We start from the raw sequence: 20,093 nt of genomic DNA on the forward strand, positions 1-20,093 counted from the left end.
GTGACGCTTCACGCCGCATCCAATGCATCCAATGCATCCAGCGCGTCCGATGCGCAGCGCACGCGCGTGCGCCGCCGCATCTTCGCGGATCTGTGGCGCGCGGTCTGGGCATGGCGCTATCAGACCGCCGCCGCGATCGTCCTGATGATCGGCGCGCGTCTCGCGGTCGTGTCGGTGCCGCTGCTGTTGAAGCGTGTCATCGACGAGTTCAGCCATCCAGCGACGAGCGTCGTTTTTCCCGTTTTTCTGGTGCTTGCCTACGTGCTGCTGCGCTATCTCGGTGATGTGCTGAACGAGGCGCGCGACATCGTATTCAGTATCGTCACGCAACGCACGGTGGCGTCCTTCACCGAGCGAACGTTCGCGCATCTTCATGCGCTGGGCGCGCGCTTTCACGCGCAGCGCGAGACGGGCGCCGTTGTGCGCGACGTGCAAAAGGGTGCGGACGGCATCGGCTTTTTACTCGGCACGGCGTTCTTTACTGTCGTGCCGGTGATGATCGAAATCGGCACGGTCGTCGCCATCATGGTGAGCAGTTACGCGCTTGAGTTCATGGTCATCATCGCCGTGACTTTCGTGCTCTATTCGGTGTGGACGCTGATCTTCACGCGCTATCGGATGCGCTTCCAGCGCGCGGTCAATAAGCTGGAGGCGCAGTCCGACAGCCGTCTCGTCGACAGCCTGCTCAACTACGAGACCGTGAAGTTCTTCGCAAGCGAACGCATCGAGACGAACCGGCTTTCCAGCGTGCTCGAAGAGTGGGTCCATGCGCGCGTCGCCAATCAGCGCGCGCTCACGCTGCTGCATGTCGGGCAGAGCACGATCATCGCGGTCGGCATTGCGGCGGTGATGCTGCGCGCGGCGCAACATGTCGTCGCGGGCACGATGAGCGTCGGCGATCTCGTGCTCGTCAACGCGTATATCGTGCAGGTGTGCAATCCGCTCAACACGCTTGGCTTCGTGTTTCGCGAGACCAATGACGCGATCGTGAACGTGGAGCGCATGTTCACGATCCTGCTTTCGCGCGGCCGCGTGCGCGAGGACGTAGACGAGAAAGACGCGCAGCCGCTCGTCGTGACGGCGGGCGAGATCGAGTTCGATCATGTCGAGTTCGGCTACGACCCGGCGCGGCAGATTCTGCGCGATGTCGATTTTCGCGCGCATCCGGGTAAGAAGCTCGCGGTAGTGGGCGGCAGCGGATCGGGTAAATCCACGCTCGTGAAGCTGCTTTTCAGGCTCTATGAGCCGACGGCCGGCGCGATCCGAATCGACGGGCAGGACATTGCGCAGGTCACGCAGGACAGCCTGCGCGCGATGGTCGGCATCGTGCCGCAGGACACGGTGCTGTTCAACGATACGATTGCCTACAACATCGGCTATGGACGTCCCGATGCGACGCGCGCCGATATCGTGCAGGCCGCGCGCGCGGCGCAACTGGACGGCTTTATCGAGCGTCTGCCGGATCATTACGACACGCGCGTCGGCGAGCGCGGCGTGCGGCTTTCGGGCGGCGAGCGGCAGCGCATCGCGATTGCGCGCACCATTCTGAAGAATCCGCGCATCATCGTGTTCGACGAAGCGACCTCCGCGCTCGATACGCGTTCGGAGCGCGCGATCCAGAACGAGCTCGATCGTCTCGCGAAGGGGCGCACGTCGATCGTGATCGCGCATCGGCTGTCCACGGTCGTCGATGCGGACTGGATCCTCGTGATGGAACACGGACGTATCGTCGAGCAGGGACAGCACGACGAACTGCTCGCGCGCGATGGCGTGTATGCGCGCATGTGGTCGCTGCAATGGCAGCAGGGAGAACTGGAGCACGCGCAGCGCAAAGTGTCGGCGCAGGCGGTCGGACTCGATACGCTCGTGGCCGGCGTCGTCGATGCGCTGCATGAGGAGATCGCGGAGCGCGGCGTGAATCTGTACACGGTCATCAGGGAACCGGGCTTGCGAGTGTCCGGCGATCCGAGCGTGCTGCAGCAGATCGTCGCCGAGTTGTGCCGCGCGCAGATGAGCGCTGCAACGCGCGGCGAGCGCATCGAATTGCGCGTGTTCCGCGAGGAAAATCAGGCGAGTCTCACGGTGATGGGGCAGCGCCCGAATCCCGCGGATCTTACGCCTCAACAAGTGCGGCGCCTCGAAAAGGCCTTGACGGAGACGGGCGGCAGTTTTGCGCCGCGTTATATCGACAAGCATGTCGCCTATGTCGCGACGATGCCTTTACGCCCGGTGCTCGACGATACGAGCGCGCACGCAGCCGCACACAACGACGCGTTGAACGGCATCACCGTGATGGTGCTGGACGATCAGGAAGAAGCGCGCGACGCGCTGGAGGCCGTGCTCGAATCGGTGGGCGCACTTGTGGTGCTGTGTGCGTCGGGCGACGAGGCGATCACGCGATTGCGCGGCTTGCCGCCGGCGCAATGGCCGGATGTTTTCCTGTGCGATATTGTGCTCGGCGGCGAGCAGGACGGTTATGAAGTCTTGCGTCTGATACGCGAGGAAGAGGCGAGCCGTGGCGCATCGCTTGCCGAGCGGACGCCCGCGATTGCGTTGACGGGACATACGCAGGCCGATGCGCGCGGGCGCGCGCGGGCGGCGGGGTTTCAGGCACATTTGACGAAGCCTGTGCCCCCGCCGAAGTTGATCGGGACGATTGGAGGGGTGATGGCCAGGACGTCTGCGCAGTAGCAGTCAGGTGCTGCGCGACGCCGCCGGCGTGCCGCTCAACGCCGCGCGCATCCGCGTATCGAATCATGCCTGCGATTCGCCGGGCGCGACGCTTCTCAGCACCGTCGCGATCCGCTGCGGCGACTTGCGCACGTCGCGCAACAGCAGCGCGAGCGCGTCTTCAGCGGTCGTCCCTCACGGACGAGGATCTCGCAAAGCTCCATGCGAAATACGGCATCGACAAGTTCAACCTCAACGATCGCGGGTATATCGCGCGCGTGCATCCGCTCGAATTGTGGACCGTGAACTATCTGCGGGAGCATCCCCTCGCGTCGCTCGACGACGTGCAGCAAGCGAGCCGCGATGTGCGCGCCACCGCTTATTCGTGGCTCTTCAAGACACGCTATCGCGCGACGCAGGACAGGCGCATCAAGCGCATGGTCGAGTTGCAGGCGTATGCGGAGATCGCGAAGTCATGGCGCGCGCTCGGCTATCCATTCTCGTCGGTCACGCCTTCGTATGCGGCCGCGATCGGGGCATCGGGCGACCGGCCGGAGGCACTAGCGCAACTGGTCGGCATCGTGGAGAACGGCGGCACCGGGCTCGCCACGCGACGCATCTCGACTCTCGAATTTGCGAAAGACACACCGTACGAAACGCGTTTCACGCACGTGAGCGCGCCAGCGAAGCCTTTGCTTGTCCGCGCCGACGGAATTTTGAGCCACCGCGCCGATTGAGTTTTGAGCCGGGGTGGAGGCCGGTCTGAAGCAAGACCGGGTGTGGATAAGTGTATGGGTTTCCGGGGTCGTTGTCCTCCGTCATAGGTTGCGCGGCGAAGAACTCAGGTGGATTCCGAGGCGCTAGAGGCCTCGCCTTTGCGCGCTGCTTCACGCGACCGGATGCGTTTCTTTGCACTGGCGCTGCTATGTCGGAAGCGATAGCTGAGATTGACCGGCTTTGTCGCAATAACGATCGCAACGTGAGGAATGACTGATATGAAAAGGACTGCTTATGTAGCCAACGAATAGAATTGCTCGGCGGGAGTTTGTCGAACGCTGTTTTCTTTCATCTGCCCCTTGGCGATCATGTGGGCCACCTCGATGCCACCAAGCAGGATGCGGGCGCAACGGAAATTCTTGAATCCGAGCATGGGTCGAGTGCGCCTTTTGATCGCGCGGTGGTCCTGTTCAACGATGTTGTTCAAGTACTTCGTCTGGCGGATTTTGATGGGTATTTCGCGACCGGTGTTGATGGCTTCGAGCGCAGCCAAATTGGCGCCACTTTTGTCGATCGTCACTGTCTCGGGTTCGCCATTTTGCGTGATCGATTTTTCGAAGTACTGTCGCGCCGCGGCCTTGTCCCGATGGGCTCGCAAGAGAAAATCGATCGTATTACCGGCCTTGTCGACGGCGCGATACAAGTACTTCGATTGGCCTCTGACCTTAGTGTAGGTCTCGTCGACACGCCAGCTCTTGCCGACGGGACGCTTGTGGCGGCGAAACGCTTTCTCCAGTACCGGCAGCAGCTTGATGGCCCAGCGGTGCACGGTCGAATGATCGACCGAAACGCCGCGCTCGGCCATCATTTCTTCGAGGTGTCGCAGGCTCAGCGGGTAGGCCACGTACCAACGCACGCAAGTCAGGATCACGTCGAGCGGATAGTGCAGGCGTTTAAACACGCAGGCCACCGCCGGTTTCAATGTCTTCATCGAGCTTTCAGCCGGTCATGTTGTTCCGCACATCATAGCGGACCGCCTTACTGCAACAGAACCGTTGCACGTGCTTGTCGATCACGCGCCGCCTGCGGAGCGCCCATGCGATGCCCGCGATCAGTTCCTTCAGATCGGGCAGCGCGGGTAGGACAGCGATCGCGGCGCGGGTGGCGCACAGCGCTTCGGCCAGCGGCAGACGCATCCACGCGACCCACGCGGCATTGCGTGCGAGCAGCCTGCGTCGTTGCGCGCTGTCACGCAGCGGAGAAGGATGATGATGAAGAACGACCTCATCCATATACACGATCCCGTGGCCTGCGCGAAGCACATCGAGCGAGACGAGCGTCTCTTCGCCGCCGATGAAAAGCCTCGGCTCGTAGCCGCCCGTTTGCCGGAAGACGTCCGCGCGAAACACGCACGCGCCCGCCATGAAACCGATAAGCGCGGGGCCCCGGCAGCCCGTCGCGCGCGAGCGGACTGTCGCGCATGCGCTCGCAGGTTTCATCGATTGCGCCGTGTTCGCCGACGATCACGCGCGCATTTAGCACGCCGACGCGCGGCGCGGCATCGAGCACGTCGACGGCACGGGACAGCGAGCCGGGACTCCACCACGTATCGTCGTCGCAGAACGCGACGTATTCCGTTTGGACGCGCGCGACGCCAAGATTGCGGCCCGCCGCGCCCAGATTGCGCGGCGCGCGGACGAGCTTCACGAAAGGAAAGTTTGCCGCGATGCGCTCGGCGGTGCCGTCCGTCGAGGCATTATTGACCGCGACGATCTCGATGCGATCGGGCAACGCGGCAAGTCTTGCAAGCGTGTCGAGAACCCGATCGGCACGGTTGTAAGTCAGCACGACGACGGATAGCCGCGCGCGGTCCGCGTCGGGAAGAACGACTCGTTCACCGGTCATGATGTGCGGACTGCAAGGTCCAGAAGCGCTCGGGCGCGAAGACATCGTCGTAACCGTTCGGGCCGAACGCCTTCAACTGGCTGATATAGCGGCTCACCGCGCGCTGCTTCGCTTTGTGATGACGTGCGAGCAGAGCCGTGTCGATGCGTTCGGATATGGGCGTCGCGATGATCCCGCAAGCACGGAGATCGGCGAGACGCGTCTGCAAGAGCCCGTCCATACGCCGATACAAGGCGTCCTCATACGCGATGCAGGCGAGCGTTGAATCGGCGAGCCATGCCTTGCGGCACGCGCGATGAATGTCGACGGCGCGAAAAAGCTCGCCAGCGTCGCGCAGACGTTTGCTCAATCCGGCGTGACGGTTTATCCCGTGCTGCTTCAGACGCTTGACTTCCCCGACGAGAACGCGGCTTATCAGGCCAGCTACACGCTCGCGCAGCAGATCGTCAACGTGCAACGCTACGCTTGGTACGAAGTCACGAACGAACTGGCGCCGACATGTCTCAACGGCTGGGTCGACGGCGCGCGCAGCACCGACTTCAAGAACGATTGCTTCCAGATCGCACGCGGCGTCATTCGCGGGTTGATTGCGGGCATCAAGTCGGTGGATCCCGATGGCAAGATCATCATCGGCGGCAATACGTGGATGCATTACGGTTTCGACGTGATGCTCGCGAGCGGCACGCAGCCGGACGGCACGAGCGGGCATCCCGTCGTGACGTGGGACATCACCGCGTGGCACTGGTATTCGGAGCAGGGCGATATCCGCAACGCATGCGGCGGAACGGGATGCTACAACGTGATCGGCACGCTGCAATCGTTCGGCAAGCCGATCTGGATCAACGAAGTGGGTATGCGTCCGTGCTTCCCCGGCCGCCGAAGAAGCGGGCACCTTCATGGCGGACAACATGATGGGCGCGCTGCTCGCCATCGCGCCGCAATACAACATCCAGTCACTTCAGGTCTATCAGCTCTATGACGATCCGCCCACTGGCGAAGGCCCCTACGGCATCATGCTGAACGACGGCGTCACGCCCAAGCCGGTCTATATATCGGTGAAGAACTTCATTGCGGCGCATCCGCACTGACGCGGACGGTTTCAACCGATGAAACCAGGGAGGCCCGCGGCCGCATCGCTGCGGGCCAGATCTTTCCCACGCTGAACGAGCGCGTCGAATTCCGCATCGTCGTTCGGTCGCGAATAATGCGCGCGAAAGAAGTCGGTCCAGCGGAAATCCGCCAGCGGCACGTCGGTCTTTTCGTAGCCGCCCGCCTCGCGCACGAAGGCTGCGAGACTGCGGAACTCATCGTTCACGGCGTCTCCCATCTGCGTCGGTATATCCTTAAACGCGATGCGACGGCCGTCCGCATCGTAGGGATGAACCCATGAGTTGTTTTCCAGCGTCAGCCAGAACTCGGGCTGCGACAGCGAAGTCAAATCCTTGACCAGGACAAACGGCACATCCTTCACGCCGATGCGTTCGAGCGCGCACGCGACATGATGATGATCGATCACGTACGGCTCGCCGCCCGGCCCGAGCACCACGGGAATAGGCTTCTCCGCGATGGCCATGTCGAGGTCGTGCTCGCTCAGTGCGCGATAAGCGTCGGCCTTTTGCCGGATCTCTCGCTCGCCGTGCGTCATCTGCGTCGGATGCAGTCGAGCGATGCGCTTCGTATTCATGACGCGTCCCCTGAAAAGTGATGCATCGAGCGCGCAGGCAAACCGTGTTCCCGGTCTGGAACCGCGCTTGCTTCCCGCAAGGAGAGAGGCGCAACGATGAACACGAAAGCGCGGCACCACGGGCACGATGCACGAAGAAGTGCGACTGAGCCGCTTCGCTGGTTCCCCGGGCTCGCCGCGTTGCGCGCCTACGAGGCGCGCTGGCTCTTCCACGATTTCGTCGCGGGACTCTCGGTGAGCGCGGTGCTGGTCCCGGCGGGCATGGCCTATGCCGAGGCGGCGGGACTTCCCGCGGTGAACGGCCTGTATGCGTCCTTCGCCGCGATGCTCGCTTATGCCATCATCGGCCCGAGCCGCCTGCTCGTCGTCGGGCCTGATTCGGCGCTGGTTGCGCTCATCGCCGCGAGCATCGTGTCGCTGAGTCAGGGCGACCCGCATCGTGCGGTCATCGCGGCCAGCGCGCTCGCGGTGCTGGCGGGCGCGATCTGCCTCGTCGTCGGATTGCTGAAGCTCGGCTTCGTCAGCGAATTGCTGTCGTTGCCCATCCGATACGGCTTCCTGAACGGCGTCATTCTGACGATCATCGTCGGACAGATGCCGAAGCTGCTCGGCTTCAAGGGCAAGGGCGAATCGTTCATCGCGCAGGTGAACGATCTGATCGATGGACTCGCCGCATCGAAAGTGAACCTGACGGCGTTCGCCATCGGCATCGGCGCGCTCGTCTCGATCCTGCTCGTCAAACGCTTCTGGCCGAAAGTGCCTGGCGTGCTGATCGCGGTCGGCGTGGCGACGGCGCTCGTAAAAGCGATGGACCTCGGCAAGCAAGCGGGCGTCGCGACCGTGGGCAACGTGCCGCGCGGGCTTCCTTCATTCGAATTCCCGCTGATGCCGCTCGATCAATGGTGGCAGCTCGCGGGCGCGGCGGCGGCGATCGCGCTCGTCTCGTTCACGGATGTCGTGGTGCTGTCCCGCACTTACGAGATGCGCACGAAGGAAACAGTCGACCGCAATCAGGAATGCATCGCGCTCGGCTTGTCGAACATCGCGGCGGGCCTGTTTCAGGGCTTCGCCGTGAGCGCGAGCGGCTCGCGCACGCCCGTGGCCGAAGCCGCCGGCGCGAAGACGCAATTGACGGGCGTGTTCGCCGCGATCGTCGTCGCGGCGTTGCTCGTGGTCGCGCCGCATGCGCTCGCCAGCACGCCGCAAGCGGCGCTCGCCGCGGTCGTGATCGCCGCATGTCTTTCGATGCTCGAAGTGCGCGGCGTGATGCGGCTGTATCGTCTGCGCAAGAACGAGTTCGTGCAGGCGCTCGTGTGCTTTGCCGGCGTCGCGTTGCTGGGCGTCGTCAACGGCATTGCGCTCGCGCTGCTGCTGGCCGTGCTGTCGTTTCTATGGCGCGCGTGGCGGCCTTATGACGCCGTGCTCGGACGCATCGACGGACGCAAGGGTTATCACGATGTATCGCGTCATCCCGAGGCGCGGCGCGTGCCCGGTCTCGTGCTGTTCCGCTGGGACGCGCCGCTTTTCTTCGCGAATGCGGAGATTTTTCGCGAGCACGTACTGCGCGCAATCGAGGACGCCGATGACATCGCGCTGGACCGTGATCGCCGCCGAGCCGGTGACGGACATCGATCTCACCGCCGTCGAAGTGCTGGAGCGTTTGCAAAAGGAACTCGCCGAGCGCGATATCGCGTTGTGCTTCGCCGAATTGAAAGGGCCGGTGAAAGACAACCTGAAGCGTTATGGCGTGCTGCAAACGATTGGCGAAGAGCGTTTGTTTCCGACCATCGGCGAGGCGGTCAGTGGCTATCTCGCGGCACATGACGATGTGAAATGGCGCGATTGGGAAGATGAATGAAGCGGGCGCTTTTATTGCTGCGACTTCGAATTGAACGGGACGGGAGGCGGTCTGCATGAAACCACATCGCGTGAGAGCCGCGTGGCCTTCATGGCGCATCGTTGCCGGCGTCGGCGTGTGCGCGCTCTCGGCGTGGGCCGCGGTCGAATGGGCGCGTCTGAAGCGCACGCCCGCATTGAGCGATGAAAGCGCGCGCGCGGGCATCACCGTGCGCTATACGCAGGCCGGGCCTTATCGCATGTTCTCGCGTCGCGCGGCATGCGCGGGCGGTCATGCGAAGCGCCTGCCGGTTGTGCTCGTGCATGGCCTCGTGATTTCGAGCCGCTATATGGAGCCGCTCGCACTCGCGTTGCGCGAAGACTTCGACGTACACGCGCCCGATCTTCCCGGCTTCGGCGAAAGCGCGCTGCACGGCCACACGCTTTCGGTCCCCGAGCTCGCCGATGCGCTGCGTTTGTGGCTCGGCGCGCGCGGCATCGAGCGCGCGATGTTCGTCGGAAACTCGTTCGGCTGTCAGATTCTTGCGGATTTCGCCGCGCGCTATCCCGAAGCGGTCGACCGGCTCGTGCTGCAAGGCCCGACCGTCGATCGCGATGCGCGCTGGCTTCTCGCTCAGATTCATCGTGACTGGCACAACGGACGGATGGAACAGGCGCGCTCGTCGGCGGCGATCGGACGCATCGACTACGCGAAGGCGGGCATCCTGCGCGCCATCATGACGATGCGCGCGCTCATGCGCGATCGCATCGAGCGCAAGCTGTCCCGCATCGCGGCGCCGACGCTGGTCGTCGCGGGTTCGCGCGATCCGGTCGCGCCGCTCGCGTGGGCGGGCGAAGTGGCGGCGCGCTTGCCGAACGGCGCGCTGCTGACTATCGACGGCGGCACGCACACGCTCAACTACGTGTATCCGCATAGCTTCGCGCTCGCGATCCGTCCGTTTCTGCTTCAGGGCGGTGCATCGACATGACGAGACCGCCGCGCGGCATCGCTCGTTTCGATTCGGCCGCCGGCATGGTGCAGGCGCTCGCGTCGTCTTTGCACGGCGAGCGTTTCAGCAGCCCGAGCCAGTCGCCTTTGCTCGACAGCCTGATGCCGCCGATCAATCTGCTGCCGAAGCGTCCGCGCGAGCGGGTGTACACGGTGGGCGGCATGTCGGAGGGCATCACGGCGCGGCAGGCGCGGCGGCTCGATGTCGAAGGCATCGGGGAATGGATCGCGGGGCTCTATCCACAACGCAAATACGATGCGGCGTTCATCGGCTCGTCGAATGGCGCGTTGATGCACGTCGCGGCGGCGCTCGGCGTGCCGTGGCTGCCGCAGACGTTTCTGTGCCCCGTGCGCGCGCCGTTCAGCGATCCCGACGATGCGCAAGCGGGCTTCGATGACGGCCTGCGTTCTGTCGATGCCTTGCTTCATGCCGATCCGCGCATCGCCGTGCATCACATGCAGGACCCGAATCAGGACCGGCTGATGCTCTCCGCGATGAGCTACTTCCGGCTGAAGCTGCGCGCATTGCCGCTGGCTTATCGCGAGTTTCTGCTGCGCGGCCTCGCGCCCGACGCGACCATTCATATCAGCCGATGCACGCGCGAGTGGCCCGTCACGCGGACGGGAGACAGATCGTTCTACCAGTTCGGCGCATTGGGCGGCGCGACGGAAGACGAATACTTCAACGGCGGGCCGCGTGTGGCGCGCTATCTCGCGCGTTATGGCGTGAAGCGCACGCATTGGGACCCGCCCGCGCCGACGCAACGCGCGCCGGAAGCCGAGTGGGGCTATGACGAGGCGCTGACCGGTTCCATCGTCGCATTGGCGAAAGAGAAGAACTGGTGCGTCGTCGAATGGCGTTTCGCGGAGCCGGAAGCGTTCAGCTTCGCGACGGCGGATCTCTATCGCGACTGGTATCGCAGCATGGGAATCGAGTCGAAGCGGCTCGTCGTCGATTCGTTTCTGCTGATGGACCCATACACGACCTTGCGCCTGCGCGCGATTCCGTTCTGGCTGGTGTTCTGCACGGACCCTTCGGCTCAAACGCTGCGCCGCTTTCTGGATGGCGCATCGTTCGATGACATCGAGATGATGCTGTTCTCGCACGGCACCGAAGGCGTCGGTCTGACGAGCATCCGCGAATGGCGTGCGTTGCTCGCGGAGGCGAAGCGCGAAGGACGCTTTCTCGGCGTCGATGAGCGGCGTTATCCGCGTGACTTCGCGACCTTCGTGCGCTTCGATCGCGCGCTCGCGGCGCTCGGGCCGCAATACGATATGCCCGCGCCGATGCCGCTCGCGTTCTTCGAAGATGCGCTGCGCAAACGCGGCTCTTCCTACGGCATCAGCGTGCATGATCACAACGCGTGAAGCGAGTGCTGTTCGTCATCGAAGAAAGAGGCCGTGTTGATGAGTGCGACATGCGAAAACAATTGCGGAAAGTTTCCGCATGGACGCTGCCGTTTCGTGTCGAATTCTTCGGCCAGCAAGCCAAGATCGTTTCGAAGCGATAGGACGCGTTCGAACAACGCGCGCGCTTCATCTTCCCGCCCCTGCATCTGCATCACCTGCGCGAGCCAGCAACTGCACGCGATGAACGCGCCTTCGCGCCGCGCGCCGCGTGCGTCGAGAAAGCGGAACACGAGACCGTCGCGCATCAGGTGACGTTCGATGGCGTCGACCGTCGCGACGATGCGCGGATCGTCGGCAGGCAGGAAGCCGCGCAACGGCAGCAGCAGAAGGCTCGCATCGAGGCGATCGCTGTCGTAGGCCTGCGTGAACGCATTGACATCGCGATGAAAGCCGTGCGTCAACACGCTTTGCCGGATCGCCTCGGCGTCGCGCCGCCAGTCGTCGATGGGCGCGTCGCACTCGTCACGCCGCGATCGAGCGCGAGCCATGCCATCACTTTCGACAAGGTGTGGTGAACGGGCTTGCCGCGCGATTCCCATAGCCCGTTGTCCGGCTGCATCCAGATTCGCCGCACGTGCTCGATGAGATGACGTTCCAACAGCCAGATGTCGTCATCGGGTGGCATGTCGTGACAGCGCGAAACGAATAGCGCGTCGATGATCTCGTCGAAGATGTCGTACTGCGATTGCTTCACGGCCGCGTTGCCGAATCGCACCGGCCGCGACGATTCGTAACCGCTCAGCCACGGGCATTCCCATTCGGCGATGTGCGCGTCGCCCTCAGTCGTGTAGATGGGCTGCGCGTGTTCGGGGTCGCCCGCGAGCACGCGCAGCAGCCAGTCGCGCCACGCCTGCGCTTCGGGCCGCAAACCGGTGCCGGCGAGCGCGAGCATCGTGAAGCTCGCGTCGCGCAGCCAGCAATAGCGATAATCCCAGTTGAGATCGCCGCCGATGCGCTCGGGCAGCGAGCTCGTCGCGGCTGCCGCGATGCCGCCCGTGAGCCGGTTGGTCAAACCCTTCAGCACGGCGAGCGAGCGGCGGATCGGTTCGGCATAGCGTTCGCCGAGCGGATCGAGCCGCGCGGTCCAATGCGCCCATCGCTGCAACGTGACATCGAGCGACGCGTACACGTCCACCGTTGCGGGCGGCGGATCGTAAGAACGGCAGCAGGTCAGCACGAAGCCGCGCATCTCGCCCGCCGACAATTCGATGCGATTGCGCACGACGCCCGCATCGCACTCGGGCGCGCTCGGCGCATCGAACCACAGCGCGCGCGAGCCGCCGATAGCCGCGATGCGTCAATCGAAGGCGCGCAGCCAGGCCCGCGTGCGGCCATGATCGAGGCGTATCGACAATTCGCTCGTCAAGGCGACGCGCCCCGACACGCAGCGCACGTGGCGCATGAGGCGCGCGGGCGACTCGCCCCATGCGAGGCAGTCCGTCAATTCGATCACCCCGCTCGCGGTGTGCATCGTCGTTTCGAGCACGAGCGACGCAGCGACATAGCGCCGTGTCACCTTCAGCACGGTCTTGTCGGTGCGACGCGCCAGTATCCGTTCGATGCATCGCCGAGCAGCGCGGCGAAACACGGTGGCGCTTCGAACGCGGGCCAGCTGAGCCAGTCGATCGATCCGTCTTTCGCGACGAGCGCCGCGGCCAGGCCATCGCCGAGCAGCGCGTAATCTTCGATGCGCGCTGCCATGTCTAGCGGCGCGGGCGCATGCCACGCAGAAGACATGCGCCGAGCGCGAGCGCCGCGCCCAGCAGCACCCCGCGATGCGCATCGACCAAGAACGACGCACTCGTGCGCTTCGCTTCGCTTTCGAAGCGGCCATGCACGCGATGCAGCGCGCTCACGGGCTCCCATAGATTGCCGGTCCTGCCGTCGTTGGGCAGCGTGGCGTCCTGTTGCGCCTGATAGCCATTGCGGCCGAGATACGCATCGAGCAATCCGGGCACGATGGCATTCGCGACGATCGCCTTCACCGACGATATGCCCACCCACAATTCGCGCCGCCGATGCGTCGCCGCCCACCATATCGCGCGCGCCGCGACCTCGGGCTCGTAGATCGGCGCGACGGGACGCGGCGCATGCGGCATCGCGTTCCTGGCCCAGTCGAATTGCGGCGTGTTCAATGCGGGCATCTGGACCATCGTCACATGGATGCGGCTGCGCGGGTGATGCAGCTCGCAGCGCAATGAATCGGTGAAGCCGCGTATCGCGTGTTTCGCGCCGCAATATGCCGATTGCAGCGGAATCGAACGATAGGCGAGCGCCGAGCCGACCTGCACGATGACGCCGCGATCGCGCGGCGTCATGCGCTTGAGCGCGGCCATCGTGCCCCACACGAAGCCGAGATACGTGACATCGGTAATGCGCCTGAATTCATCCTCCGACAGCGAGGAAAGCGGGGCGAAGGCCGTGACCATCGCGTTGTTGATCCATACGTCGATGGGACCGAGCGTGGCTTCGATGCGCACGGCGGCATCGTCGAGCGCGCCGGCTGTGCTGACATCGAGCGCAATGGCCAACGCCCGCACGCCCTGCGCGCGCACGTCGGCGGCGGCCTGTTCGAGCGCTTGCGCATCGCGCGCGATCATCGCGACATCCGCGCCGCGCCGCGCGAATTCGAGCGCCGTCGCGCGGCCCACGCCCGCGCTCGCGCCCGTGATGACCGCAACTTTTGGCTTTCTCATCGCTATAACTCCCCTCGTGCCGCGAGCGCCTCGATGCGGTCCGCCGTGCGCAGCGCGATCGCCTGAATCGTGAGCGACGGATTCACGCCGCCCACCGTCGGAAACACGGAGCCATCGCAGATCCACAGATTGTCGATGTCCCAGCTACGGCAATCGGGATTCACGACGCTCGTTGCGGGATCGTCGCCCATGCGCGCGGTGCCGTTCAGGTGGCACGTATCGTCGTCCTGACGCCATACGTCGCGTGCGCCGGCTGCGTCGAGCGCCATGCTCATGTAATCGAGCGTATGCCTGACGAGGCGCTTGTCGTTGTCGCACAGCGAATACGTGACGCGCGCAACGGGCAGACCGTACTGATCTTTCTCGTCGGCCAGCGTCACGCGATTGCGTTCCTGCGGCATCGCCTCGCCGACGATCTTCAAGCCCGCCTGATGGTTGTACTTGCGCATTTCATCGACGAGCGCCTGTCCCCATAGCCCGCGTCCGTTCTGCACGGCGGCCCACGCGACCGGCAGCGGCCCCTGGCTCATGTAGCAATAGCCGCCGAAGAAGTCCTTGCCCTTGTCTTCGTAGTTCCAGTGCTCGGTGATCGAGAGCGACGGCGGTCCCTTGTACCAGCGCACTTCTTCATCCATCGTGCCCCACACGGCCTGATTCAACTGCACCATCAGATTCTTGCCGACGAGGCCGGAGCTATTCGCGAGTCCATCGGGATAACGATCGGTAGCGGACATCAGCAACAGGCGCGGCGTTTCGATCGCATAGCCCGCGACCACCACATTGCGTGCGCGCTGAAAGCGCCAGCGTCCCTCGCGAAAGTATTCGACGCCTTGCGCGCGTCCATCGTCGCCGATGACGATGCGCCCGACTATCGCGAGATCGCGAATCTCAGCGCCCGCGCGCACCGCACGCGGTATCCATGTAACGAGCGCGCTTTGCTTCGCATTGGTCGCGCATCCCGACACGCAGAAGCCGCGATACACGCACGGATGCGCCTCGCCGCGCGGCGCGGAAACGGTCGCGAGCGGCGTCGGCGTCCAGTCAATGCCGAGCGCCTCGCAACCGCGCGCGAGCACGAGCGCCGCCGCGTTCAACTCATGCGGCCGATACGGATAACGCGGACGCTTCGGTCCCCACGGATACGTGACCGGCCCCGAAATCTTCAGCGCGTTCTCGACTTCGCCGTAGTAGCGCCACATCTCGCGCCAGTCGAGCGGCCAGTCCGCGCCGTAGCCGAGCAGCGTTCGCGATTTGAACCATTCGGGCCGAAAGCGCAGCGACACCATCGCGAAGTGAACGGTGCTGCCGCCCACGGCTTTGCCGCTGTTGTTGTTGCCGAGCTTCAGCGGATCGTCGCCGTCGCAGATGCGTTCGTCGGTCCAGAAGAGTTTCGATTGATGCGTCTCGTCCGATGCGAACTCTTCGAGCGGCCGCCACCAAGCGCCCGCATCGAACGCGACGACGCGAAAGCCTTTCTCCGCGAGACGGCATGCGAGCGTGCCGCCGCCCGCGCCCGTCCCGACGATCGCGAAATCGACGGCATCGCTTTCTTCGTACTCGCGCATCGGCAGCCACGCGCCATGATGAAAGACATCCGGCGCGCGTCCGTGCTTGCCGCGCGGCACGCGTTGCGGATCATCGGACACGCCGGTTCTCCTTCTTCGCCTTGTCTTCGTGATCGGGTTTCGCTTCGGCGGCTTCCCACGGATCGCGCCGGTCGAACACCATGCGTACGTAGCCGCGCGGATTCGCCGGGCCGCCGAAGCCCATCTCGCTCCACGCGCGCGGATGCGAGTAGTACGCGCCGCAAATGTCGTGCAGCACGCGCATCGCGAAGAAGAGCGCGGCTGGCATGCCGCGCCATGCGCCGACGTGCAGACTGCCTTGCTGCATGTCATGCAGGAGCGCGTGTTGCGCGTCTCTTTCGATGCTCGCGAAGGGCAATTCATGACGCGCGCGGCTTTCGGCGTCGAGGGCCGCGAGGCCGATGCGCCATGCTTCGCGCATCGGCGGCAGGCGCGCATCGCGAAAGCCGTCGCCGATGTCTTTCACGAGCTTGGCGTCGAGCAACGCGGGCAAGGGCGCGGCTTCGCGCTCGTCGTCCTGCGGCACGATGCACGCGCAGAGCGCACGCAATGCGATCCATTCGACTGCATCGAAGAAGCGCGGATCTTTCGGCGTCGCGAGACGTTCGTCGATGACCTCGCGCGTGATGTCGTCCCACGATGGCGTGTCGCGCTTCGTCGTCACGTCGTAGCCTGGATAGCGCGGCAGCGTCATCGCTCGGTCTCCCGCAAACGCAGCGCGGCGAGGCCCGCGAGCGCGAGCGCCGAAAAACTCGGCGGCGCGGGCAAGGGCGGGCCGTTGAAGAGATTCTGGCTCCAGTTGCGCCAGCCGCCCTGATTGCGCGCAATGCCGCGCGCATGAAAGCCCACGCCGATGAAACCGAGCGCCGTCGTCATGCGCAGCCAGAGCCGCGTGAACCAGCGCGCTCTGGGCGCGGCCATCGCCGTGTGGACGAGCAACGCGGACGCGACAGGCGGAATGACGATGGGCGCGTACATCACCGGGTTCTGGAAACTGCCGCGAAAATGCAGCAATGCGACTTCGCCGAGCGTGCCGGCGATTCCCGCGCTCGTCACGAGCGCGAGCGCCTGGCCCGCGGGCATGCCGAAAAGACGCGGCTCGTGCGCGGGTTCATCGCGCAATCGTTCCGCCACCGCGCCGAGTGTGCCGGACAGCAGCAGCGCCATCGGTGCGCCGAGCGGCGCGGCATAGAAGAGGTTGTGCCAGCTCCATCGGCCGGGACGTTTGGTGATGTTGTAGATATGGAAGCCCGTGCCCGCGATGCCCGCGAGCGCCGCGCTCGCATAGATCGAGCTGCGCACCGGATGACGCCGCGGCTCATGATCGCGTCCACCGTGCACGCCCGCGAGCAGCGACAACGCGGACACGACGAGCGGCGTATACATCGCGGGGTTGTCGAAGGAGCCGCGATAGTGCTCCATCGCGCTATCGGCGAGCACAGACAGCGCGAGCAGCGCCGCGCTGCGATTGAAGGTGCGGGCCGTGTCGATATGCGTCTGCACCGGCGTCGTCACGCGCGGTTTCGCTCGCGTGCCGAGCAACGCGGCGCCCGCCGCAACGATGCCGCATGCAATGGCGATATGGCCTGATTTGATGTCGTTCATCTCTACACCGCGTAACGCTGCGCATCCGCATGCCTGAAATCGAGCCCGCAGCCGGGACGCGACAAGTCCGGCGCAATGGCGCCATCGATCGCACGCGGCGCGCCGTCGAACAGCATTTGCTCGATGCGAACGTGATCGTGAAACCATTCCTGATGCCGCAACCGCGGCGCGGCGCATGCGGCGTGCAGATGCATCGCGGGCGCGCAATGCGCGGAGAGCGGGACGAGGAACGCGTCGCACAATGCGGCCACGCGCATAAAGCCGGTGATGCCGCCGCAGCGCGTGACATCGGCTTGCAGCACATCGATGGCGTCGTTCGCGAGCAGCGCGCGGAAGTCGTCCATCGTGAAGCCGTATTCGCCCGCAGCCAGTTCCATGCGCGCGGGCAGCGCGTTTCTCAGCGACGCAAGCCCGGCGATGTCATCGGATGAAACCGGCTCTTCGAACCACATCACGTTCTGCTCGGCGAAGATCTGCGCGTAGTGCAGCGCCTGCTTGCGGTCGAGCGCGCCGTTCGCATCGACGAAAAGCCCGGCATCGTCGCCGATCACGTCACGCGCCACGCGCACGCGATGCGGATCGCGTGGCGGCTCGCTGCCGATCTTGATCTTGACCCAGCGGCAGCCGTTTTCATGCACCCAATGCGCGAGCTGGTCGCGCATGTCGTCGTCGGTGTACGTAGTGAAGCCGCCGCTGCCGTAGAGCGGCACGCGCGTGCGCATCATGCCGAGCAGGCGCGCGAGCGGCATGTCGAGAAGGCGCGCCTTCACGTCCCACAGCGCGCAGTCGAGCGCGGAGATCGCGGTGGCCGCGAGACCCGAACGCCCGATGTTGCGCACGCGTTGCTGCAGGCGCAGCCAGAGCGCGTCGATATTCCACGCATCCTCGCCGATGAGCACAGCGCCGAGCGTTCCATCGATCAGCTTCGCGACGCTCGCATCGCTGTACGTGTAGCCGATGCCCGTCTTGCCCGCCGCGACGATCTCCGCGATGACGAGCGTCGTCGCGTGCCACGCGAAGGTGCCGTCGGCCTCGGGCTTGTCGGTGGGAATGGTGTAGGCGCGCGTTCGGATCGTTTCGATCGGCGCCTCGCGCTTGGACAGGTGCATGATCGCTTACTTGTCCTTGTGCCCCGGCAATACCGCGCCGAGCACCTGCTTCGCCGTATCGACGATCACGTTGCCCTGATTCGGATCGCCCTTCATGAGCGTGGTCGCGAACGCCTTCGCCTGCTGTATCGTGATGTGCGGCGGCAGCGGCGGCACGTTCGGGTCGGCCTTCACTTCGATCACGACCGGACGATCTGCCGCGAGTGCTTCGTCCCACACGGCGGCCATGCGCTCGGCGTCATCGACATAAAAACCCTTCAGGCCGATCAGTTCCGCGAACTTGTGATACGGCACCGAAGGAATATCTTGCGATGCCTCGAACTTCGGATCGCCTTCCATCACGCGTTGCTCCCACGTGACCTGATTCAGATCCTCGTTGTTCAGCACCATGCAGATCCAGCGCGGATCGGACCATTGCTTCCAGTATTTCGCGACCGTGATGAGCTCGGCCATGTTGTTCATCTGCATCGCGCCGTCGCCTACGAGCGCGATCACCGGCCGCTCCGGATGCGCGAACTTCGCCGCGATCGCATAGGGCACGGCCGCGCCCATCGATGCGAGCCCGCCCGAGAGCGAGCACAGCATGCCGCGCTTGACCTTGAGATCGCGCGCATACCAGTTCGCGACCGATCCCGAATCGCTCGTGACGATGGCGTTAGCAGGCACGCGCGGCGACAACTCCCATACGGTGCGCTGCGGATTCACGCCGGCTTTCGCGGGTTCGATCGCGCGCTTTTCGAGCTTCTTCCACCAGTCCGTCATCCAGCCTTCGATGTCCTCGCGCCATGCGCGATCGGTCTTCTGTTGAAGCAGCGGCAAAAGCGCGCGCAAGGTTTCGGCGCTGTCGCCGACGAGATTCACTTCCATCGGATAACGGATCGACAGCATGTCCGCCTTGATGTCGATCTGCACGCCGCGCGCCTCGCCTTCCTTCGGCAGGAATTCGGAGTAGGGAAAGCCCGAACCGATCATCAGCAGCGTGTCGCATCCGGTCATCAGCTTGTAGCTCGGCTCGGTGCCCAGCAGTCCGATGGAGCCGGTGACGAAGGGCAGATCGTCGGGCAGCGCGCCCTTGCCGAGCAGCGCCTTCGCGACGCCCGCGCCCAGCTTGTCCGCAACGGCGATGACTTCATCGGTCGCCTGCAGCGCGCCCGCGCCGATCAGGATCGCGACCTTCTTGCCCGCGTTGAGCACGTCGGCGGCTTTCTGCAGGTCGTCGGCATAAGGCACGGTCTTCGGCGCGCGATAACCCACGCCCGAATGCAACGTGCCGTGCTTGCGGCCCGGCGGCTCGTATTCGAGGTCCTGGAGATCGTTGGGCAGCACGAGCGCCGTGACTTTGCGCTCCGACAGCGCGATACGCACCGCGCGATCGACGAGGTGACGGATCTGCGACGGGACGCTCGCCTGCTGCACGAACGCGCCGGCGACGTCCTTGAACATCGCGGGGAGATCGACTTCCTGCTGATAGTGGCCGCCGAGCGCCGCGCGCGCCTGCTGGCCAGTGATCGCGAGCACGGGCATGTGATCGAGGCGCGCGTCGTAAAGACCGGTGATGAGATGCGCCGCGCCGGGCCCCGACGTCGCGATGCACACGCCCAGCTGGCCCGTGAACTTTGCATGCGCGGAGGCCATGAAGGCGGCCATCTCTTCGTGACGCGCCTGAATGAATTCGATCTTGCCCTTCGCGCGGCTGAGCGCGCCGAACACGCCGTTGATGCCGTCGCCCGGATAACCGTAGATGCGGCGCACGCCCCACGCATGCAGACGGTCGACCAGAAAATCGCCGACGGTGGTAGTCATGATGAAAGTCTCCGGAACACGATTCGAAAGGAACCGCCGCCCGCTGAGCTTTATGGGACAAGC

General features: G+C 64.6%; 18 protein-coding genes and 3 pseudogenes. 7 read left to right on the forward strand and 14 right to left on the reverse strand.

What is annotated here, in order from left to right:
* Both QCE69_RS35160 and QCE69_RS35165 read left to right on the forward strand, forming a co-directional pair.
* Positions 1–2,691 (forward strand): ATP-binding cassette domain-containing protein, encoded by a 2,691-nt coding sequence (locus tag QCE69_RS35160; protein WP_309935549.1) that lies wholly within the window; start codon positions 1–3, stop codon positions 2,689–2,691.
* Between the two features lie 68 nt (positions 2,692–2,759).
* A pseudogene (locus QCE69_RS35165) lies at positions 2,760–3,368 on the forward strand (glycosyl transferase family 51); the annotation flags it as partial.
* A 311-nt stretch (positions 3,369–3,679) separates the two neighbouring features.
* Here the strand turns inward: QCE69_RS35165 and QCE69_RS35170 are convergent.
* The 4 genes from QCE69_RS35170 to QCE69_RS35185 are packed head-to-tail and all read right to left on the reverse strand — an operon-like array spanning position 3,680 to position 5,500.
* Positions 3,680–4,378, reverse strand: a complete 699-nt coding sequence (locus QCE69_RS35170; RefSeq protein ID WP_309935550.1) for an IS6 family transposase — start codon at positions 4,376–4,378, stop codon at positions 3,680–3,682.
* Positions 4,379–4,385: 7 nt separating this feature from the next.
* Positions 4,386–4,679: a hypothetical protein gene (locus QCE69_RS35175; protein ID WP_309935551.1), complete on the reverse strand. Its 294-nt coding sequence runs from the start codon at positions 4,677–4,679 to the stop codon at positions 4,386–4,388.
* Positions 4,672–5,292 carry a glycosyltransferase family 2 protein gene (locus QCE69_RS35180; RefSeq protein WP_309935552.1) on the reverse strand — a complete coding sequence of 207 codons (621 nt, stop codon included), beginning with the start codon at positions 5,290–5,292 and terminating at the stop codon, positions 4,672–4,674. Before QCE69_RS35180 ends, QCE69_RS35175 begins: the two co-directional genes overlap by 8 nt.
* Positions 5,282–5,500: a hypothetical protein gene (locus tag QCE69_RS35185; protein ID WP_309935553.1), complete on the reverse strand. Its 219-nt coding sequence runs from the start codon at positions 5,498–5,500 to the stop codon at positions 5,282–5,284. Before QCE69_RS35185 ends, QCE69_RS35180 begins: the two co-directional genes overlap by 11 nt.
* Before the next feature lie 87 nt (positions 5,501–5,587).
* On the opposite strand from QCE69_RS35185, the gene QCE69_RS35190 reads away from it, so the two are divergent.
* Together QCE69_RS35190 and QCE69_RS35195 are read left to right on the forward strand one after the other, a co-directional pair.
* On the forward strand, positions 5,588–6,271 hold the full coding sequence (locus QCE69_RS35190; protein ID WP_309935554.1) for a hypothetical protein: 684 nt from the start codon (positions 5,588–5,590) through the stop codon (positions 6,269–6,271).
* Entirely contained in the window at positions 6,201–6,380 is a 180-nt protein-coding gene (locus tag QCE69_RS35195) for a hypothetical protein (RefSeq protein ID WP_309935555.1), read from the forward strand. The genes QCE69_RS35190 and QCE69_RS35195 overlap by 71 nt, the downstream gene beginning before the upstream one ends.
* An 11-nt stretch (positions 6,381–6,391) precedes the next feature.
* On the opposite strand, the gene QCE69_RS35200 is transcribed toward QCE69_RS35195, so the two are convergent.
* On the reverse strand, positions 6,392–6,976 hold the full coding sequence (locus QCE69_RS35200; RefSeq protein WP_309935556.1) for a ParB/Srx family N-terminal domain-containing protein: 585 nt from the start codon (positions 6,974–6,976) through the stop codon (positions 6,392–6,394).
* A gap of 96 nt (positions 6,977–7,072) precedes the next feature.
* Here QCE69_RS35200 and QCE69_RS35205 point away from each other — a divergent pair.
* The 3 genes and pseudogenes from QCE69_RS35205 (at position 7,073) to QCE69_RS35215 (ending at position 11,189) form a co-directional block, all read left to right on the forward strand.
* A pseudogene (locus QCE69_RS35205) lies at positions 7,073–8,834 on the forward strand (SulP family inorganic anion transporter).
* A 55-nt stretch (positions 8,835–8,889) separates the two neighbouring features.
* A complete protein-coding gene (locus QCE69_RS35210) occupies positions 8,890–9,801 on the forward strand; it encodes an alpha/beta hydrolase (RefSeq protein ID WP_309935557.1) in 912 nt (303 codons plus the stop codon).
* Entirely contained in the window at positions 9,798–11,189 is a 1,392-nt protein-coding gene (locus QCE69_RS35215) for a hypothetical protein (RefSeq protein ID WP_309935558.1), read from the forward strand. Before QCE69_RS35210 ends, QCE69_RS35215 begins: the two co-directional genes overlap by 4 nt.
* On the opposite strand, the pseudogene QCE69_RS39635 reads toward QCE69_RS35215, so the two are convergent.
* The 9 genes and pseudogenes from QCE69_RS39635 to QCE69_RS35265 form a co-directional block, all read right to left on the reverse strand.
* Positions 11,177–12,420, reverse strand: a pseudogene (locus tag QCE69_RS39635) (glycoside hydrolase family 15 protein). The gene QCE69_RS35215 and the pseudogene QCE69_RS39635 sit on opposite strands and share 13 nt — an antisense overlap.
* 108 nt (positions 12,421–12,528) lie before the next feature.
* A complete protein-coding gene (locus QCE69_RS35230) occupies positions 12,529–12,756 on the reverse strand; it encodes a hypothetical protein (protein ID WP_309935561.1) in 228 nt (75 codons plus the stop codon).
* The gene (locus QCE69_RS35235) at positions 12,750–12,932 is read right to left on the reverse strand and encodes a trehalase-like domain-containing protein (RefSeq protein ID WP_309935562.1); all 183 of its coding nucleotides are present in this window, start codon (positions 12,930–12,932) and stop codon (positions 12,750–12,752) included. The genes QCE69_RS35230 and QCE69_RS35235 overlap by 7 nt, the downstream gene beginning before the upstream one ends.
* A gap of 2 nt (positions 12,933–12,934) precedes the next feature.
* Positions 12,935–13,927, reverse strand: a complete 993-nt coding sequence (locus QCE69_RS35240) for an SDR family oxidoreductase (protein ID WP_309935563.1) — start codon at positions 13,925–13,927, stop codon at positions 12,935–12,937.
* Between the two features lie 2 nt (positions 13,928–13,929).
* Positions 13,930–15,573 carry a GMC family oxidoreductase gene (locus QCE69_RS35245; protein ID WP_309935564.1) on the reverse strand — a complete coding sequence of 548 codons (1,644 nt, stop codon included), beginning with the start codon at positions 15,571–15,573 and terminating at the stop codon, positions 13,930–13,932.
* Complete coding sequence (locus tag QCE69_RS35250; RefSeq protein WP_309935565.1) at positions 15,563–16,207, reverse strand: gluconate 2-dehydrogenase subunit 3 family protein; 645 nt, start codon at positions 16,205–16,207, stop codon at positions 15,563–15,565. The genes QCE69_RS35245 and QCE69_RS35250 overlap by 11 nt, the downstream gene beginning before the upstream one ends.
* A complete protein-coding gene (locus QCE69_RS35255; RefSeq protein ID WP_309935566.1) occupies positions 16,204–17,118 on the reverse strand; it encodes a hypothetical protein in 915 nt (304 codons plus the stop codon). The genes QCE69_RS35250 and QCE69_RS35255 overlap by 4 nt, the downstream gene beginning before the upstream one ends.
* Positions 17,119–17,120: 2 nt before the next feature.
* Positions 17,121–18,227, reverse strand: a complete 1,107-nt coding sequence (locus tag QCE69_RS35260) for an enolase C-terminal domain-like protein (protein WP_309935567.1) — start codon at positions 18,225–18,227, stop codon at positions 17,121–17,123.
* A 6-nt stretch (positions 18,228–18,233) separates the two neighbouring features.
* Positions 18,234–20,030: a thiamine pyrophosphate-requiring protein gene (locus QCE69_RS35265; RefSeq protein WP_309935568.1), complete on the reverse strand. Its 1,797-nt coding sequence runs from the start codon at positions 20,028–20,030 to the stop codon at positions 18,234–18,236.
* Positions 20,031–20,093 lie beyond the last annotated feature (63 nt).

The sequence above is a fragment of the Caballeronia sp. LZ032 genome (assembly GCF_031451315.1).
Classification (GTDB): domain Bacteria; phylum Pseudomonadota; class Gammaproteobacteria; order Burkholderiales; family Burkholderiaceae; genus Caballeronia.

Coding starts and splice junctions, on each gene's coding strand:
- QCE69_RS35240 (WP_309935563.1), bottom strand. CDS start 13,927: ATGAGAAAGCCAAAAGTTGCGGTCATCACGGGCGCGAGCGCGGGCGTG.
- QCE69_RS35210 (WP_309935557.1), top strand. CDS start 8,890: ATGAAACCACATCGCGTGAGAGCCGCGTGGCCTTCATGGCGCATCGTT.
- QCE69_RS35180 (WP_309935552.1), bottom strand. CDS start 5,292: ATGACCGGTGAACGAGTCGTTCTTCCCGACGCGGACCGCGCGCGGCTA.
- QCE69_RS35255 (WP_309935566.1), bottom strand. CDS start 17,118: ATGAACGACATCAAATCAGGCCATATCGCCATTGCATGCGGCATCGTT.
- QCE69_RS35265 (WP_309935568.1), bottom strand. CDS start 20,030: ATGACTACCACCGTCGGCGATTTTCTGGTCGACCGTCTGCATGCGTGG.
- QCE69_RS35260 (WP_309935567.1), bottom strand. CDS start 18,227: ATGCACCTGTCCAAGCGCGAGGCGCCGATCGAAACGATCCGAACGCGC.
- QCE69_RS35215 (WP_309935558.1), top strand. CDS start 9,798: ATGACGAGACCGCCGCGCGGCATCGCTCGTTTCGATTCGGCCGCCGGC.
- QCE69_RS35195 (WP_309935555.1), top strand. CDS start 6,201: ATGATGGGCGCGCTGCTCGCCATCGCGCCGCAATACAACATCCAGTCA.
- QCE69_RS35170 (WP_309935550.1), bottom strand. CDS start 4,378: ATGAAGACATTGAAACCGGCGGTGGCCTGCGTGTTTAAACGCCTGCAC.
- QCE69_RS35250 (WP_309935565.1), bottom strand. CDS start 16,207: ATGACGCTGCCGCGCTATCCAGGCTACGACGTGACGACGAAGCGCGAC.
- QCE69_RS35175 (WP_309935551.1), bottom strand. CDS start 4,679: ATGGATGAGGTCGTTCTTCATCATCATCCTTCTCCGCTGCGTGACAGC.
- QCE69_RS35200 (WP_309935556.1), bottom strand. CDS start 6,976: ATGAATACGAAGCGCATCGCTCGACTGCATCCGACGCAGATGACGCAC.
- QCE69_RS35235 (WP_309935562.1), bottom strand. CDS start 12,932: ATGGCAGCGCGCATCGAAGATTACGCGCTGCTCGGCGATGGCCTGGCC.
- QCE69_RS35190 (WP_309935554.1), top strand. CDS start 5,588: ATGAATGTCGACGGCGCGAAAAAGCTCGCCAGCGTCGCGCAGACGTTT.